The organism is Bradyrhizobium sp. CCBAU 051011 (assembly GCF_009930815.1).
Lineage (GTDB): Bacteria > Pseudomonadota > Alphaproteobacteria > Rhizobiales > Xanthobacteraceae > Bradyrhizobium.
In genome coordinates, this window is sequence record NZ_CP022222.1 from 8029445 (window position 1) to 8046617 (window position 17173).

Sequence of the window (17173 nt, forward strand, 5' to 3'; positions counted from 1 at the left end):
AACTCAACCCGCCGATAGCAATTTGTTCAAAGATGAGCTGACCGCGCTGGTGCTCTTGGACACGAGCGAAACCTCGACGACACCCTTGTAAACGTCTCGCAGACCCGCAACCATCGCGTCGAAGTCGAGCACCCCTTCCGGCTTGCCCGCGGGATTCGTCCCGACTAGCTGCGACCGAGAAAGCGGCTGAGCGGCCGGCCCAGGTTGAACGGCCTTCGAAATGGCCGCCACACCGCCGCTCGTTACAGAAGGAACGGGGTTGCCCCGATACATCGAAGAGAGAGCCTGGAGTACGCGCTCGCCAGGCGGGCTAGCCTGCACTGTTGCACGCTGAACCTCTGACACAGCAGGAATGGACGCCGCCCCATCTGTAACTGAGGAGGCCGCGTCTGATGTCGAAGCGACATGCAAAAGAGTCTGCTGAAACTGGCTCTGCTGGCCGATGGCTGCCGGCTGGCAGAGCCTGGATAGACCGTCTGCAGGGTTCGGAGAGATCGGCGTAGCGCCTAGCATGATCGAAGGTGTCATTGGTTTGGCGTCGATGAGAGTCGACGTTGTTAAGAATTGATGGTCAATACCGTAAAGAGGCGAGCTGACCACAAGCTGACGAATGCGCGAGCCATAAGGCCATTTTAAAGATCACGTTGGGCTTCCAATTTAGGTGAAGCCTTAATACCTGTTCTCAGGCCGAAGGGACTTTGAATTGCTAAGCCGACGCACGATCCTGAACTGAACCGAGTTTGCGGACGCAGGAGTTTTCCTTTGCACCGGGTGACCTTGCCCCACGGGCTTAATCCAGCTTGAAGTTCGTTCTGGCCCACAACAAGGACCAGAGCATGAAGCGCAGCCGCTTTTCGGAAGAGCAGATCATCGGGATTTTGAAGGAGCATGAGGCCGGGGTTTCGGTTGCCGATCTGTGCCGCAAGCATGGCGTCAGCGACGCCAGCATCTACAAATGGAAGGCCAAGTTCGGTGGGATGGAGGTGTCGGAGGCCAAACGGCTGAAGACGCTGGAAGACGAGAACACACGGCTGAAGCGGCTCTTGGCCGACGCCATGCTGGACAATGCGGCCTTGAAGGACCTCGTGGGAAAGAAATGGTGACGCCCGCGGCCAAGCGGAAAGCTGTCGCCCATCTCCAAGGCGCCTTCGGGATGAGCGAACGGCGGGCGTGTAAAGCCATCGGCTGCTGCCGCATGACCATGAGATACCAAACGACCCGGGCGGACGAAGCCGGCCTTCGCCAGCGCATGCGGGCAATCGCCCAGGAACGTCGTCGTTTCGGCTATCGACGCCTGCATGTGCTGCTCAAGCGGGAGGGCTATCTGGTCAACCACAAGAAGCTCTTCCGTCTGTACCGGGAAGAGAGGCTCGCGGTGCGCCGCCGTGGCGGCCGCAAGCGGGCGATCGGGACCCGGGCGCCGATGACGGTGGCGATGGCGCCGAACGACCGCTGGTCGCTCGACTTCGTGTCGGATCAGCTCACCGATGGCCGCCGCTTCCGTATCCTTACCGTCGTCGATGACTGCACCCGCGAGTGTCTGGCGCTGGTAGCCGACACCTCGCTCTCCGGCGCCCGGGTGGCGCGGGAACTGGACCGGCTGGTGATCGAGCGCGGCAAGCCGAAGATGGTGGTCAGCGACAACGGCAGCGAGCTGACCAGCAACGCCATCCTGACATGGGCTGATCAGAGCCGGGTCGCATGGCACTACATTGCGCCGGGCAAGCCCATGCAGAATGCCTTCATCGAGAGCTTCAACGGTCGGCTGCGGGACGAATTGCTGAACGAGACGCTGTTCACGTCGCTGGCCCAGGCTCGCGTCGCGCTCGGATGCTGGCGGGCCGATTACAACGATGCACGCCCACACTCGCGGCTCGGATGGAAGACGCCATCCGAGTTCGCCTTCACTTGCCATCCGCGCCGGGATCTGGCGCTGCGCTATGCCGAAGGCTCCGCGCCAGCTCCCGTCGCTACCACTGCCCAACCGGGCAAATCCAACAGCCGGGGCGAACTCAGGTCTGGATAAAACTTGGGGGCAAGGTCACGGGATACTCACGGCATTTGGGGCTCCGCTCTCGCGGCCTTCGGCAGCTATTAGCTACACGGTTCTGGATCAGGACCTGTCTGCCCCACTGCTGGAATTCGGTAACAATCTCAATATCAGAGTAAACGTCAGCACCGAGGTGAATGGTCGGATTCGCGGCCGCATGCCAGATCTGCCACCGCGCGAGTTCCTCGATCGGTTGACCAATCTCTACAATCTTCAATGGTACTACGATGGGCTCGTGCTGTATGCATCTGCTGCAAATGAGGCGCGAGGTCGTCTGCTTGTGTTGAAGCCGATCAGCTTCGATGCGTTCAAAGCGGCGCTCGATGCACTCGACATTTCCAACGAGCGCTATGTTGAGAGACCGCCACGGTGAAATAGGGGTCCGCCACTCTTCGTGGCGCTAGTGGACCAGACGCTCAACGGCCTCGTGGCCGAACGACAGGCGCGGCCATGCTCTCTCACCGCCGAGAAGCCGCTTGGGCACCAGCGTCTGCGGAGAAAAATGCTACGGATTTCCAGCTTGTAGGCTCCGTATTGGTATCTGAGAGCGAATCAACGGCTTTGCCACCTCTGCGGCCTAATTCCTGAATAAAGATCCGGTCGTCGCAGCATTTCGAGGCAATATCGATCGTAAGCGGCAAGGAAACCCCGTCTGGCGGAGTGGATAAGCGATCGGCTATCGGCTGCTGAGTTTGTGAGCCGATGTGAGCTTCTATGTCTGCGCCTAGTTCTGGAACTAGAACCTTCCATATGATCGAAGCGGTCGCCGACCGTCTTGAGGGAGCGCCGCGGCAGCTTCGCCGACGCTGGTCGGACGAGTTCAAAGCGCAAGTTGTGACAGAGGCGCTGGAGCCTGGCGCGAGCGTCTCGGCGATCGCCCGCCGGATCGGCATTCACCCGTCGCAGCTGTTCGCCTGGCGCCGTGATGCTCGGGCCGAGCGGCATTATCGCTCGCGGCACTCGAGTTGCGAGGGTGTGGTGGCGTCTGTGGCAGGCACAGTGATTGAGATTGCCATTGGCGAGGTGGTCGTGCGTGCCGGCGTGGACGTCGACGAGGCGCACTTGCAGCGGGTGATCCGGGCGGTGCGTTCGGCATGATTCCCTCGGGTGTGAAGGTGTTCCTCGCCAGCCATCCAGTCGACTTCCGCAAGGGTATCGATGGCCTTGTTGCGCTTGTGCGCGATGCGGGCTCAGATCCGTTCGACGGTGCGCTTTATGTCTTCCGGGCCAAAAGAGCCGACAGAATAAAGATCGTATGGTGGGATGGGTCCGGCGTGTGCCTCTATTTAAAGCGTCTTGAAAAGGCGAAGTTCTGCTGGCCGCGGATCGGGCATCATCGGGTGCAGCTCAACCCGGCGCAGTTGATGGCACTGGTGGATGGGATGGACTGGAAGCGGGTCCGGACCGTGGCGGTCAAGCCGCCGGAGATTGTTGGGTAAAAGCGCTGCGGCGAAGTGAATCAGTGAGCTGAAAGGGCAAGAGAAACGGGGCAAAATGTGCTCTGGTCGGGCCAATGACGCCGCCCGATCTCAACCTCCCGAATGACGTAGAGATGTTGAAAGCCATGGTGCTTGCCATGGCCGAGAAGGCGGCCCGCGCCGATGCTCTGGAGAGCGAAGTCGCCGATCTCAGGGCGCGCAACGCCGATGCCGATGCGCGCATCGAGCGGCTGACGCAGATCCTGAAGGCCTTCGACCGCGCCCGGTTCGGCCGACGATCGGAAAAGCTCGGCTCTGTGAACGGCGACGATGAACAGCGGGCCTTTGTCTTCGAGGAGATCGAGACCGGCATCGCCGCGATCAAGGCCCAGGTCAGCAAGGGCCGTGAGCAAGCGGAAGGCAAGCGTGCACCGCGCCGGCGCAAGGGCTTTGCACCCCATCTGGAACGGATCGAAACCGTCATTGAGCCGGAAGAGCTGGCTAAGCATGCCGGCAAGCAGAAGGTGCTGATCGGCGAGGACGTGTCGGAGCGCCTGGATGTGGTGCCAGCGAAGTTCCGTGTGATCGTCACGCGCCGTCCCAAGTATGCCTTCAAGAACGCGGACGGCGTAATCCAGGCGCCGGCCCCGGCCCATATCATTGAAGGAGGCATTCCGACGGAAGCGCTTCTGGCCCAGATCGCCGTCTCCAAATATGCCGATGGCCAGCCGCTCTACCGGCAGGAGGCCATCTACGCCCGCGACAAGGTCGGGCTCGACCGCCAGCTGATGGCGCAATGGATGGGCAAGCTCGGCTTCGAGCTGGAGATCGTAGCCGACTACATCTTCAGCGAGGTCAAGAAGGCCGAACGGGTCTTTGCCGACGAAACCACCTTGCCGACACTCGCTCCGGGCTCCGGATCGGCGAAGACGGCCTACTTATGGGCCTATGCCAGAGATGACCGAACCTTTGGCCGCAGCGGTCCCCCGATGGTGGCTTATCGCTTCGAAGACAGCCGCTCCGGCGAATGCGCGGTCCGGCATCTCAATGGTTATCGCGGCATCCTGCAGGTGGATGGCTATGCCGCCTATAACAAGTTGGCGCGACCCGATCGCGGCAATGATGGCATCACCTTGGCTGGCTGCCGAGTAGGCGGGGATGTTGCCATCCCCGCCCCTCACAGACCCGGACGAGCGGATTACCCGCATCCGGTTCTTCACGCGTAAGCTTCGCTCACGGAGCGGCATATTGGTGGACGATCTTGGCTGGCGGCAGCGGATGTCGCGCGAGCATGGCCCGGAAGCGTGACCACGGCAGATTGCTGTGGCGGCCACGCCGTGCGAGCCATTTCTTCCATATCCGCGTGAGCTGGTGGTGATACCATCTAATCCGTCGGCCGTTTCCGGAGATGCCGTAGTAGGCGCAGTGCCCCCGGATCACCCGTGACAGATGGGCGTGCTGTTCCCGGAACGGACGATGCAGGTTGAGCCGACACCATTCCGTCACGGAAGCCAGCGCGCGAGCATAACGGTCTTTTGCCGTTATCTGCCGGACCACATTCTTACCCTTCCGCGATTGACCCCACACATGGGTGAAGCCAAGGAAGTTAAATGTGGTCCCCGCCGTCGCAGGATGACGCCCATCAGGGCGTTTGAACCGGAAGTCTACGAAGCGGGTCTTGGTCGGATGGAGTTGAAGTCCGTACCGACTGAGCCGCTTACCCATCACATTCAGCAATCGCTTGCCGGACAGATGGTCCTCGAAGGCGATCACCGCGTCATCAGCGTATCGAACCAGAAGGCACCGCCCCTTGAGCCGCGGTCGTGCCACCTGCTCGAACCATTCATCCAGCACGTAGTGCAGGTAGATGTTTGCAAGCAGTGGCGAGATCACGCCGCCTTGGGGCGTTCCACCAGTCGTGCGGCGCAGGACGCCCTTTTCGAGCACCCCCGCCTTCAGCCATTTGTCGATCATCCTCCGGACGACGCCGTCCGTGACTCGCTGATCGAGGAATCGGCGCAGGTGCGCGTGGTCGATGGTGTCGAAGTATTTCGAGATATCGACGTCCACCACCCAGCGCAGCCCTTGCTCCATGAACCCATTACGTAGCGCGTGCAGGGCCTCATGGGCCGACCGTCCCGGTCGGAAGCCGTACGAGCACGGCAAGAAGTCCGTCTCGTAGATCGGCTCCAGCAGCAGGAGAATCGCCCGCTGCGCCACCTTGTCTTCCAATGTCGGGATACCCAGTGGCCGTTCGGTGCCATCTGCTTTCGGGATATAGTGCCGTCGCACCGGCGGCGCGACGTATCGGCCGGATTTGATGCGCGCCAGGAGATCATCAAGATTGACCTCCAGGTTCGCCTCATAATCGGTCGCCGTCATGCCGTCGATGCCGGGCGCGCCATCCTTGCGCGTCAGGCGATAGGCTTCGAGCATCCATTCACGGTCGATCAGGTGATGCAGCGAGGTCAGCACCCGCTCGGGATGTTTCCTCGCCAGATCGGCTATCCATTGTCGTTTCGTGGACAGGTTTGCAGGACTCAGCGTTCCCTCCCGTGTTTCTCGTCAATGGTCTTAACGCGTGGCGACTCCCTTCCCTCCAGTGGGTCCCGGTAAGCCCAGTTCCCCGCCTTCCTCAGTACTACGAAGCCGCTACGACTTCCCGCTGCGCATGTCCGTCAGCTTATGTCTTCGCCTCCGGATTCCACATGCCTTGGTGTTTCGTGTTCGCATGCGCGCTCCCGATGCCCGCCAAGTCGGGACACCAGGCCTGGAGCGTTGTTGAGGCCGGTGCTCCGCGCCAGCTTTCCATGTGGACACCAACGGGATCTCTCAGGTTTCCTGGTGACCCATCCCGCACCTTTGCCCTGCTCGGAGACCCCGGCCGAACCGATGAGCCTGGCCATAGCGGCTTTCCCGGTGCTGCCCCCGGACCCAACACGGCGAAGGCTTCAGCACGACCATGATTTCGAGGCTTGCCACAGGGCTTTGGTACCCGCTGTCTACGCTTCACGAGCGACGTTGCCGTCACCCATGCAAGACTCGCTTCCGGCTGGCGGGCTCCGCCTTTGCCGGGAGGGCGTCGAACCCTCTGGGTCACGATGAAAGGTTTCAGATCACATTCTTCCTCCTTTCCAGGACTTATCCTGACGCAAGCTGGTCACACAGCAGACGCAAGTTCTACGAGCTGCATGTTGCAGGAAGCTCGAGAGTGGCAACGACGACGGTCGAGCGGATGGCAAAGCTCTGGCAGGTCGAGAAGACCGTGCGCGGTCAAAGCCCCGACGCACGCGTTGCCGCGCGCCAGCAAGCCTCCGCAGCGGTCGTCGCAGATCTCTTCGACCTCTGGCAGCAGAGCTTGCGGCGGATCTCCGGCAAATCAAAACTGGCCGAGGCGATCCGCTATGCCGTCTCGCGCCGTGCCATCTTCGAGCGCTTCCTGACCGATGGTCGCATCGAGCTCGACTCCAACATCGTCGAACGCGCCATCAGGCCACAAACAATTACGAGAAAGAATAGCCTCTTCGCTGGCAGCGACGGCGGCGGGCGAACCTGGGCGACCATCGCAACGCTGCTGCAGACAGCGAAGATGAACAACGTCGATCCGTTCGCCTGGCTCACCCTCACGCTTCAGCGTATCGCCAACGGCTGGCCGAGCAGCGAAATCGACGCGCTTATGCCATGGAACCACGCCGCCTGACGGCCTCAGCTTGCCGCTTACTATCGATCAGCTCCTCGATGCCGTGAAACTGCCGAGAGTACCTCCTTCGAGAGCTAGGGCGCTGGCGGAGTTCATGTCTAGGACCGTCCGGGCGCTCCCTATTCGCTGGCACGTCAGGTCCCACTCCCGTGCGACTTGCTCGGAGCCAGAAGCATTCGCAGAAGACGCCTCCACGCCCGGCAAGATCATCCCGGAATGTTGGCGAAATCATCTCGGACGGCGCAGGCCGCAGCGCGTCGGTACACGCGCGCGAGATCGTCGGAATTCGCAGTTTCGCTGCCATGGGATGTTGGGCGCTTCGAAACGAAGAACTCGGGGACTCCCAGCCCAAGCGCGTACTTCAGTCGCTTTGAGGGTGATAGATGAGATAAACGACGTGGCCGGATCCCAAGATCGCGTTACTTTGCCTGCTCCTCAACTCGGCCGTGTAGAGCTCACCGTTTATGGTGAACTGTATGCGCCGGTTCTGCGGGGTCGGAAGCAGGTTCCACGTGTTCAGTATGTACATCATGCCGCTGTGCGAGACCTCTCGGCCCTGGCCTTGATTGTCCCAGCGGCTGTGGTTCCAATCGTCGCCGAGAAACGGTCCGATATCCGGTAACTCCGCTCGGCGGCGATAGGCCCCTGATGATCCAGGAGACGACGAGCCGGCGCCCCGCACCGGCTGAGCATGGTCACGCAACTCGGACCGTGTGATTGGATTGAGCTCAACCAGTGATTCAACACTGCCATAAACGTCTGAGGGAGCGCTGGCTGACGCCGGCTCGCGGAGCGGCTGACGCGATCTCCGGACTTCACTCATCTGGCTAGCGCGCGGATGATGGATGAGTTGAACGTCCCTGCGTCCTCCCGGTCCCAACGTGGCCGAGTAAAGCTGACTCTCGATGGTGAACTGTGTTGGGCCGAACTGATTCGGCAAGAGGCCGGCGTTACCGAGTATGTCGATCAGGGTGTCCGAGGCAGGTTGGGAACGGTGGCGCCAGTTGTCGACCATATGTCCGATTTCCGGTAGCTCTTGAGGGGGCAATGATGGCCCGATGAACGACGGGGGTCTGGCGATACCACGCGCCGGCGCAGAGTGCGCATAGTCAAACTCAGACGCTGTGGGCGCATTCGGATCAGGCACTGGCTCAAGGCCGCCGTAGATATTTGACGCCGCAGCCCTGGCAGACGACCATGGCTCGCGTTGTTGCACCTGTTCACTAAGCCAGTCCCAATAGCTGGGCTGCGAGCCACGATACGGCGTGGACGACGTCGGAGTGGGTTCTTGCATCTGCTCTCTAAACCAATCCCAAGCTCCCGTGCTCGGGGTAGCCGGGGTTGCCGGAAGCTCCTGATACGAGCTGGGCTGCAGTCCACAATGTGGTGTGGACGATGGAGTGGGTTCTTGCATCGCTTCCCTAAACCAATCCCACGCTCCCGCGCTCGGGGTAGCCGGGGTTGCCGGAAGCTCCTGATACGAGCTGGGCTGCAGTCCACGATGTGGTGTGGACGATGGAGTGGGTTCTTGCATCGCTTCCCTAAACCAATCCCACGCTCCCTCGCTCGGAGTAGCGGGCGTTGCCGGAAGCTCCTGAAGCGAGCTCGGCTGCGGAGCGCCTTGCCCGGCGAGCGAGCCCGCTTGTCCTGGTGGACCCAACCCCAGCGCTCGGTTCGCCTCGACAGCTTGTTGATATTGCCAGAGCCTTGGCAACGCCGTCCTGAGAAGATTCCGCAAGCGAACGTCATCGCCCGCAAACTCGTCGGCCTCGGCACGTAAAGCCTCTAGATTCTCAACCCGACCCGTGATTGAGGGCTTCTGTGCTGTCTGAAGCCAGGCGCTGAACTGGCGAAGTGCCCAAAGGTTCACGCCGATTTTCGGGGCCACCTCGTTGAATCTGAGAAAAAGCGCCTCGTCATCCGCGCTGGCGGAAACTTCCTGTGGCGGGAACGGCTGCGGCGCGTTGGCGCGTTGTCGGTAGTCCTGAAGAAGATTCCACGCGCGTGGAAACTCTCTAAGATACGAGCCCTTCCCAGAGTTAATATAGCGGTCTCGCTCCTCGGAGCCAGCCTGAGTAATACTCACCCCGCGCTTGTTGAGCCACCTACCGAAGCTGTTAAGAGCCCTACGGTACTCCTGCATGGTCACCTCCGCAAAGCCGCGCTTACCGCCTTCGTCACACGCAGCGTTGATGAGCGCCTCGTCCTCGGGGACGAGAGCCTCGACCCGCCGGCCGCCCCGCGGCAATGTCATCACCGACGCTCCAACTGCGGTGACGGGAGCCTCAACCGGCCGGCCCCCTCGCGTCAATGTTGTCACCGGCGCCCCGACTGCGAATTGCTCGAGCCTTGTCAACGCTGCCTCGATACGAGCGCCCAAGCCAACATCATTGGCCGCAAACTCGCTCCCCTCGGCACGCAATGCCTGAAGATTCTCTAGTCGGCTGCTGATTGGTGGCTTCTGCTTCGCCTGACTCCAGGCGCTGAAGTTGCGCAGCACCTCTAGATCCCTTCGGATGGTGCGATCGCTTGGTCCGCTTTTCTTGGCTTCCTCGCGGATCGTGCCATCCCTGGCTCGGCTTTTCTTTGATGCCTCGCGGAATCTAGAAAAAAGCTCCTCGTCCGGGCCAGCGTTCTCGCGGCTTCGCTTGGACGGCACTTCAGTCGAATGGCCGAAGGGAGTATGGGCTATGTCTAGGCTTTGGCGCGTTCTGCTGAATGCGTGGTCCTGAATGGGCGGCACCTGCATCAAATCGCCGACATCAGTGCGCCGAATCGCTTCACCTCGGTCTGCGGTTTGCCCATCAGGCGAACCCGCTTCTGCGGAGTTCTCATAAAACGCACTGTGTTGCAGCTCGCTCAGCTGCTGCTCAAACATCGCTTGCTGGCTCGTATTGCCCGGTTCTTGCTCCTGCTGCTGCAGCGGGGCGTTGTACGCCTGAAACTCACCAGGGCTGAATGGGTTGATGTTGTTGCGGTCCACTCTAATCGTCCTTGAGAATGTCGATTGTGCGCAAATCCGCCAGCTCAGCTCGGACGTGTGCCCGGCTCAAGGCGAGGGAGGCTTCAACAGCAAATCTCGTTGTCCAATCGAAAACAGCAACAACAAGAAACTGGCGCAGCTCCAAGCCGCGATCCTCCGATTACATCGAGCCCATCCCGACTACCGCGCTGCCGCGCTGCCGCGTTCATTCCATTTGCGCTCGCTAGGCGGCCTCGCCCTTGAGAATCCAGTTCTCATTTTAGGATGCTTAGCTTTCTAAAAGCTGACGAGTTCTCAGGATGATTCAATTGTGTGGTTCTGCTTCGTCTCTACTGAAGAGCCGTGACACGTAAGGCATAACGGTTTACCCGCGACGAGCCAATCCTACGCGCCGATGGGCCAATGCGCGATTATCTCGCCTGGCGACATATCTATGACGGGAGCTCGCTTCATCGATCAAGCTCCGTCACCAATGGGCGCACCAAGTCAGTGTTACGTCCTTGGACGCAGCATCGGCGCATCTTTAGCGCGCCGATGCTGATGACGGCTTTGGGCAAAACTGGCTGGTATCACTCGGTCCGAACCATCCAGGCGAGCACACTGCCAACAGATGGACCTGTATTGCTCCGATATATTGCAGAGAGAGAGAGTGGGTGCCTGGAGGACGCGCTCGCCCACCGGACTCGCCTGTGTTATTGCACGGTGACCTTCCGATATCGGAATCAATACCGATCTATCTACGACTGAGGAGGCAGCGTCTTGAATCGAAGGCACCCCACCTGAACAAAAGTCTACTGAAACTGGCTCTGCTCACCGATAGTTGCCGGCTGACAGAGCCCGGACAGACCTTCGGCAGGGTTCAGAGAGATCGGCATAGCGCCTAGAATGATCGAAGGTGTCATTGGTTTGGCGCCGATGAAACATCGGCCGTTGTTAAGATTGATGGTCAATACCGTAAAGAGGCCAGCTGACCGCAAGCTGACGACCACGCGAGCTATAAGGCCATTTTAGAGATCACGCTCGGCTTCCAATTTGGGCGAAGTCTTAATACTTGTTCTCAGGACTAAAGGACTTGGGAATGCTAAGCCGACGCACCATCCTGAACATTTTGAACCGATTTGCGTGCGCAGGAGTTTTCCTTTGCACCGGCGCACTCACGGCTTTTGGGGCTCAGCTCTCGCTGCCTTCGGCACCTTATAGCTACACTGTTCTGGATCAGGACCTGTCTGCCGCACTGCTGGAATTCGGTAACAACCTCAATATCAGAGTAAACGTAAGCGGCGAAGTGAAGGGTCGGATTCGCGGACGCATGCCAGATCTGCCACCGCGCGAGTTCCTCGATCGGTTGACCAATCTCTACAATCTTCAATGGTACTACGATGGGCTCGTGCTGTATGTATCTGCTGCAAGCGAGGCGCAAAGTCGTCTGCTTGTATTGAAGCCGATCAGCTTCGATGCATTCAAAGCGGCCCTCGATGCACTCGACATCTCCGACGAGCGCTATCTTGTGAGACCGGCACCAGGAGATGGCCTCGTCCTGGTTTCTGGTCCACCACGTTTCATCGCGCTCTTGGATCAGACGCTTAACGGCCTTGTGGCGGAGGCGCAGGCGCGGCCGCACGCTGCTATCGAAAAGCAGCCGCGGGAATCGGTGCTGAAGTTATTTCGTGGCTCCTCAACCACGGTCGTTCGCGATGGACGACCGGAAGCCCCCTATTCTTCCGACGCGCCGCGTCAGGACAGCGTCGTGCGCGAGCCTGCGCCAGGCCAGAGATGAAATTGAAAATGCGCGGCAGCTTTCGGCGGAAGTCAGTGCCGTCACCATTGGCTCATTGCGAATCCTTTTGACGCTCGTCAGCTTCTCGAAAGCTCACTCTCTTAGCATGAGAGAGCGGATGTCTAGACGGCGATGCCGCCTATCCATCTTAATAGAGATGCACGTCGGGCACCCGATGCTCGGAATAACGGCAAGCGTGGCTGGCGCCATTTTTGCCGGCAGCTCGGAGGCTGCACTCCACGAGCCTTCGAAACGGTCCTCTGGAGGTCGCAATGCAAATGGTCTTCGTCGAACTAGGGCCCGAGCCGAACTTTCAAAGGAGGAACAGGATGGATTTCAACTCAATCAGCCCAACGAACACGAGCCCGCAGCCCGATTCACCATCACCGCCCGCGGACCCAGCGGGCTTTGAGCACCAGCTGAGCGAGTTCGAAGGTAGTGCTCCGCCACCTGCTGCGGTGTCTCCCGTGCAGCAGGGCGAAGCCTACTCGCCATATCTGGACGCCGGCCATCCCTATTCGCAATACTTGGAGTCGGGGCATCCCGATCCATCACTGTTGGATTGGGACGATGATCTATATGCGCCGGCTGCGCCCTCCCCCGGGCCATTGGTGGCCGACAGGGAAAGCTCTCCGCAGCCAGGCTCGCAGCAGCCGATTGCTCAAGCCATCGCGGAACTCCCCGAGTTCGATCCTGAGCTGATTTGGCAGCATGTGGAAGCTGGCCCATCGCAAGCTGGACCATCGCAAGCCGGGCCGTCGAAGGCCGGGCCGTCGCGAGCCGGGCCGTCCTCGTCCGCCGGGGCTGCGCTGTTGGAACTCACGAATTTCATTCCAGAAAACGAACGTCTCATAGCCGACCACTGGGTCTTCTTTCCCCATACGGCCTCGGATGCGGAGATCAACATATTAAGGAGGGCCGGACTCTTGCCCACCAATACCTCCCCGACCACAACTTTCACCATGCTGGGTGTGCCCCACACAGCCGAATTGCGACAAGACGGGTTTGTTAGTGTCAAACCGTCGCTGAACGCAGGCCTTTGGCCTGGACAGCCGCACGGCGACGCGCCCGCCGAATAGGCATTTCATAGCCCAGCCCGCGGCACGGGCATAGCCGTGCTGCCAGCAGACCTTCGGGACGTCGCCGACGGCAGGAGCATTTGGCGACGTCCTTTCGGACGGCGTCGACTAACTTGGCTATCTTGGCCTCCTAAGATGAGTGTACCCAACGCGTCCTTTCAGAGAATTGGTCAGGCATTGGCGGTTCAAGGGAATACCAAGAGTTTACACGACCTAGCTGCAGCATCCGTGCCCCCGTCACTGTATTGTCTCGGCCGTGCGAAGCTTAGAGCGACGAGCGAGCATCTTCAGTCTAACTTGTATGGAGCCTGCAGGAACGTGCCCCATCGTTCCACGCTGTGCTTTTTCCCTCGAATCTTAGATGCCGGCTCGAATTTAACCGACCATGCCGGCGTGAGCACTTGCTCGACGCCCGCGCCGAGGGTGGCACTGAGACGACCATAGTCGAGATGAGTGACCCCGTGTGGCGCACGACAAAATTCGTTGCTATTGACGACATCGCCGCGACCCAACCCAACCCTGCCTTGAAAGAGGCCAGCGTGTGGCCGTGCGGGCCAACGCAGGGCCCGATGACGAAGACGTCGGGACATGCTTTGAGTTTTGCGCTCACGACAATGCCGAAGACGGCAAGACAGGTGTTTGTACCGTCCGAGGCAGCGCCCACGGTGTCCAATTCGAGCCAAAAGACGCAGTGCTCTCTCGCCAGTTTTGGCCGATCTGACCTCGAGCCAGGAACACAGGGGTATCGACGACTCACTGTAAATCGACCGACATAAGGATCACTAAACGATCGCCGGCCGTCGCCGGCTCCGACGTGCCCGCCGATATATCTCTCGTCCGGCTCCGACAGTGCCGGTGGGACCTATACTGCCGGGGCCGAGATCCGCCGCATTGACGGCACCGCTTGCCACGACCGCACCTGTCGCGGCCCCCAAAAAAGAGGCTCAAATCGCATGTCACCTCACGAATATACCAAGTTAATTGGGTGTTACCGGCGTTGCGGCTGATGGCGCGGTGCCTGGCTGTACTGCAGCGGGCCGCGGCGTCGTGGCCGATGGCGCGGTGGTCGACTGGGCTGCAGCCAGTGGGGAGCGGCCGACGATGACGGTGAGCAGACCTTGGCCCCACAGCCGCTGCGCCGCCTTCCCGGCATCCTGCAGCGTCACCGCATCGACGAGCGCGCTGTGCTTCTCGATATAGTCGATCGGCAGCTTGTCGAGCTGATGCTGCAGCAGCGCCCGCGCAAGGTTTGATGAGGTATCGAGCGCCAGCATCTGCGAGCCCTTCAGGTACGACTTGGCGTCATCGAGTTCCTGCTGGGTCGGGCCTTCCTCGGCCATGCGGCGGACCTGCTTCTCGATCTCCTCGACCGTCGCGCTGGCGCGATCGGCCCGGGTACCGGTAGTGCCGACAAACACGGCGGAATGATCCATCCACAAGAGCGCCTCATGGACGGAATAGGCTAGCCCGCGCTTCTCGCGGACTTCTCGGAACAGCCGCGACGACAGCCCGCCACCACCGAGGATATGGTTGACGACATAGGCGGCCATGAAATCCGGCTCGCTGCGGCGGACGCCAGCACCGCCGAAGGTCACGACCGTTTGCGGCACGTCGAGCGGAATGAAGACGCACTGCAGCGCTTTGGCCGCGATCACATCGGCTACCTCTGTCAACTCCGCCTTGGCCGGCAGGCTACCAAACGTCTTATCGAGCAGTCTGCCAAGCGTCTCTGGATCGACGTCACCCACCACCGCAATCTTGAGCGTGTCCTTGGCGATCACGCGCCGGGCATAGTGTTTCAAATCGGCGACGTCGATTTTTGGCACGCTCTCGACGGTGCCTCCGGCCTGGCGGGCATATGGATGATCGTCGAAAGCGACTTCGAGGAACTTGCGATTGGCGAGCGTTGAAGGATCGGTGGAGCCGCGCCGAAGGTTCGCGAGCACCGCAGCACGGATCCGTTCAACATCGAGCGCATCGAAATGCGGCGAGGTCAGCGCCATCCGCAGCAAATCGAAAGCCTCGTCCTTGTTGTGCTTAAGCGTTCGCAAAGAGCCGCGGAACTGGTCGCGCCTCGAGGTAAAGCTCAGCTCAATGGCGCGGCGGTCGAGCCGCTCGTGAAAGGTCTCGAAGTCGAGATCGCCGGCCCCTTCATCGAGCAGGCTGGCAACCATGTGGCCGACGCCGGGCTTGTCTGTGGGGTCCTGGGTCGCTCCGCCGGCGAAGGCATATTCCATCGCGATCAGCGGGACGGTGGCGTCCTGCACGAACCAAGCTTCGATACCGCCGGGCGAGACCAGGCGCTGAATCCTGGTCGCGGCAAGCGATGGTGCAGAGCGGAGCGTGGCTATCGCGAGCGAAGCCCCACCGAGGACGGCACGGCGTGTGAAGGAATAGGTCACGAGCGCTTCTCCTCGCGTTTGGGCGCAGAATCCTTAATCAGATAGCCCGTTACCGAACGCTTTTTTTCGAGCCATTGCTGCGCGGCCTTGCGCACCTGCTCGGGGGTGACGGCGCTAATGCGGTCAGGCCAACTTTGTATATCCTTAACGCTGAGCCCCGTCGTGAGCCCGCGGCCGTACAGGAGCGCAAGCATTACCTGATCGTCCTGAGCGTAGATCGCTTGCGCAATCAGCTTGGTCTTGACGCGCTCGAGATCCTCGGCGCGTGCGGGATTTTGCGCGAGGTCGGCAATCACTTTGTCGATCGCGTCCTCGATCTCGGCGAAGTGGACGCCGGGTTTCGGCGTGGCTGAAATCATGAATTGCGAGGGATCAAGCGAGGTGCCCTGGTAGCTCGCGCCAGTGCTGATGGCGAGCTGCTTGTCGATGACCAGCACACGGTGGAGATAGGAGTTGGTGCCACCGCCCATAACTTTGGCGAGCACGTCGAGGGCAGTGCTCTCGCCTGCGGCCGCGGTCGAAGCCGATGGCACGAGATAATAGCGGCGCCAGGTGGGCTGCTCGACGCGGGGATCGGAGAGTGTCACGGTGCGGGGTGCCGTGGGCGTCGGCTCCTGTGGCCGCATGCGCTTCGCGGGGATTGCAGGCTGCGCAGGAATGTCGCCAAAATTCTTTTCCACCATCGGGCGGATTTCCTTTGGATCGACGTCGCCCGCGATGATCAGAATCGCGTTGTTCGGCGCGTAGAAGCGCTTGTAAAACGCGAGCGCGTCCTCGCGGTCGAGTCTTTCGATCTCCTGCCGCCAGCCGAGGTTGGGGCGGCCGTAGGGGTGGTTGAGGTAAAGCGCCGCTCTGATCTGCTCGGTGAACCGCCTATCGGGATTGTTGGCGACGCTCCTATTGAATTCCTCCAGCACGACGTCGCGCTCGGAAATCACGTTCTCGTCTTTGAGAATGAGACCGGTCATCCGGTCGGCCTCGAGTTCCATCATTTTAGCCAGCTGCTCGCGCGGCACGCGCTGGAAATAGCTGGTGTAGTCCATCGAGGTGATGGCGTTCTCGTCGCCTCCGACTCGCAGCACGGTCCGGGAGAATTCGCCGGGCGGATGCTTGGCTGTGCCCTTGAACATCAGGTGTTCGAAGAAATGTGCAAGCCCCGATTTGCCCGGCGTATCGTCGGCGGATCCGACCTTATACCACATCATCTGCGTCACGATCGGCGTGCGATGATCGGGGATCACTACCACCTGCAGGCCGTTCGCAAGTGTAAAGCTTGCTGGTCGTTCCGAGGTCTCGGTGATCTGTGCAAGCACGCTCCTGTTTTCAGGAATGTGGCTAAAATTGCTGCTATTATCCTTTTTGTATTCAACGTTGTGTTCGACCGCCAGCGCGGTGCGCGTCATTAAGGCCATTGCAACAGTGGCCGTGCCTAGCACCTTGGTTGTCACGGAACTCCAATTCTTCATGGCATCGCCTTTGGTCGATCGAGATCCACATTCTGGAGCGGACGATCCCGACAAAGCAGGGGAGCCGCACGCCGTAGGCAAGCAGCGGAGCAAAAGCCGGGCCAATCGCCGGGTGCTTGTGCGCACAGGCCGCCGCGCGGGCAGCTGGTAGGCAAAACGAAGCGCGCTGCCTGTTTTCTATTCGAAAGCTAAGGCCGGATTTGTTTGGTATCTGCCAACATGTTACGGACGCGACGTTACACACGAAAACTCACGACAACTCGCCGCCTCGCGTTCGTCTAAATCCTGCGACGCCACA

12 protein-coding genes and 3 pseudogenes are annotated in these 17173 nt (G+C 60.5%); 9 read left to right on the forward strand and 6 right to left on the reverse strand.

Annotated elements, in window-relative coordinates; genetic code table 11:
- Positions 1 to 3 precede the first annotated feature (3 nt).
- Complete coding sequence (locus ACH79_RS37960) at positions 4 to 528, reverse strand: nodulation protein NolB (RefSeq protein ID WP_371419324.1); 525 nt, start codon at positions 526 to 528, stop codon at positions 4 to 6.
- 272 nt (positions 529 to 800) lie between these two features.
- On the opposite strand from ACH79_RS37960, the gene ACH79_RS45305 reads away from it, so the two are divergent.
- The 6 genes and pseudogenes from ACH79_RS45305 to ACH79_RS37985 form a co-directional block, all read left to right on the forward strand.
- Positions 801 to 1103: a transposase gene (locus tag ACH79_RS45305; protein ID WP_246738790.1), complete on the forward strand. Its 303-nt coding sequence runs from the start codon at positions 801 to 803 to the stop codon at positions 1101 to 1103.
- Positions 1097 to 2026: an IS3 family transposase gene (locus ACH79_RS37965; RefSeq protein WP_246738791.1), complete on the forward strand. Its 930-nt coding sequence runs from the start codon at positions 1097 to 1099 to the stop codon at positions 2024 to 2026. The genes ACH79_RS45305 and ACH79_RS37965 overlap by 7 nt, the downstream gene beginning before the upstream one ends.
- Positions 2019 to 2501, forward strand: a pseudogene (locus tag ACH79_RS37970) (nodulation protein NolW); the annotation flags it as partial. The gene ACH79_RS37965 and the pseudogene ACH79_RS37970, both read left to right, overlap by 8 nt.
- A gap of 299 nt (positions 2502 to 2800) precedes the next feature.
- A complete protein-coding gene (locus ACH79_RS37975) occupies positions 2801 to 3148 on the forward strand; it encodes a transposase (RefSeq protein ID WP_246738295.1) in 348 nt (115 codons plus the stop codon).
- Positions 3145 to 3489: an IS66 family insertion sequence element accessory protein TnpB gene (gene tnpB / locus ACH79_RS37980; RefSeq protein ID WP_071916490.1), complete on the forward strand. Its 345-nt coding sequence runs from the start codon at positions 3145 to 3147 to the stop codon at positions 3487 to 3489. Before ACH79_RS37975 ends, tnpB begins: the two co-directional genes overlap by 4 nt.
- A gap of 74 nt (positions 3490 to 3563) precedes the next feature.
- A pseudogene (locus tag ACH79_RS37985) lies at positions 3564 to 4613 on the forward strand (IS66 family transposase); the annotation flags it as partial.
- A gap of 88 nt (positions 4614 to 4701) precedes the next feature.
- On the opposite strand, the gene ltrA reads toward ACH79_RS37985, so the two are convergent.
- Positions 4702 to 5943 carry a group II intron reverse transcriptase/maturase gene (ltrA, locus tag ACH79_RS37990; RefSeq protein ID WP_161855438.1) on the reverse strand — a complete coding sequence of 414 codons (1242 nt, stop codon included), beginning with the start codon at positions 5941 to 5943 and terminating at the stop codon, positions 4702 to 4704.
- A 682-nt stretch (positions 5944 to 6625) separates the two neighbouring features.
- On the opposite strand from ltrA, the pseudogene ACH79_RS37995 reads away from it, so the two are divergent.
- Positions 6626 to 7168 (forward strand): annotated as a pseudogene (locus ACH79_RS37995) (transposase); the annotation flags it as partial.
- 361 nt (positions 7169 to 7529) lie between these two features.
- Here ACH79_RS37995 and ACH79_RS38000 read toward each other — a convergent pair.
- Both ACH79_RS38000 and ACH79_RS38005 read right to left on the reverse strand, forming a co-directional pair.
- Positions 7530 to 10151 (reverse strand): hypothetical protein, encoded by a 2622-nt coding sequence (locus ACH79_RS38000; RefSeq protein ID WP_161855439.1) that lies wholly within the window; start codon positions 10149 to 10151, stop codon positions 7530 to 7532.
- Position 10152: 1 nt separating this feature from the next.
- Positions 10153 to 10296 carry a hypothetical protein gene (locus tag ACH79_RS38005; RefSeq protein ID WP_161855440.1) on the reverse strand — a complete coding sequence of 48 codons (144 nt, stop codon included), beginning with the start codon at positions 10294 to 10296 and terminating at the stop codon, positions 10153 to 10155.
- Between the two features lie 933 nt (positions 10297 to 11229).
- Between ACH79_RS38005 and ACH79_RS38010 the strand changes: the two genes are divergently transcribed.
- Together ACH79_RS38010 and ACH79_RS43410 are read left to right on the forward strand one after the other, a co-directional pair.
- Positions 11230 to 11928 (forward strand): nodulation protein NolW, encoded by a 699-nt coding sequence (locus tag ACH79_RS38010; RefSeq protein WP_161855441.1) that lies wholly within the window; start codon positions 11230 to 11232, stop codon positions 11926 to 11928.
- A 329-nt stretch (positions 11929 to 12257) separates the two neighbouring features.
- Positions 12258 to 13007, forward strand: coding sequence for a hypothetical protein (locus ACH79_RS43410; RefSeq protein WP_202639117.1), 750 nt, complete (start codon positions 12258 to 12260; stop codon positions 13005 to 13007).
- A gap of 977 nt (positions 13008 to 13984) precedes the next feature.
- Here the strand turns inward: ACH79_RS43410 and ACH79_RS38020 are convergent.
- Both ACH79_RS38020 and ACH79_RS38025 read right to left on the reverse strand, forming a co-directional pair.
- A complete protein-coding gene (locus ACH79_RS38020) occupies positions 13985 to 15409 on the reverse strand; it encodes a pitrilysin family protein (RefSeq protein ID WP_161855442.1) in 1425 nt (474 codons plus the stop codon).
- Positions 15406 to 16740 carry a pitrilysin family protein gene (locus tag ACH79_RS38025; protein ID WP_246738770.1) on the reverse strand — a complete coding sequence of 445 codons (1335 nt, stop codon included), beginning with the start codon at positions 16738 to 16740 and terminating at the stop codon, positions 15406 to 15408. The genes ACH79_RS38020 and ACH79_RS38025 overlap by 4 nt, the downstream gene beginning before the upstream one ends.
- Positions 16741 to 17173 lie beyond the last annotated feature (433 nt).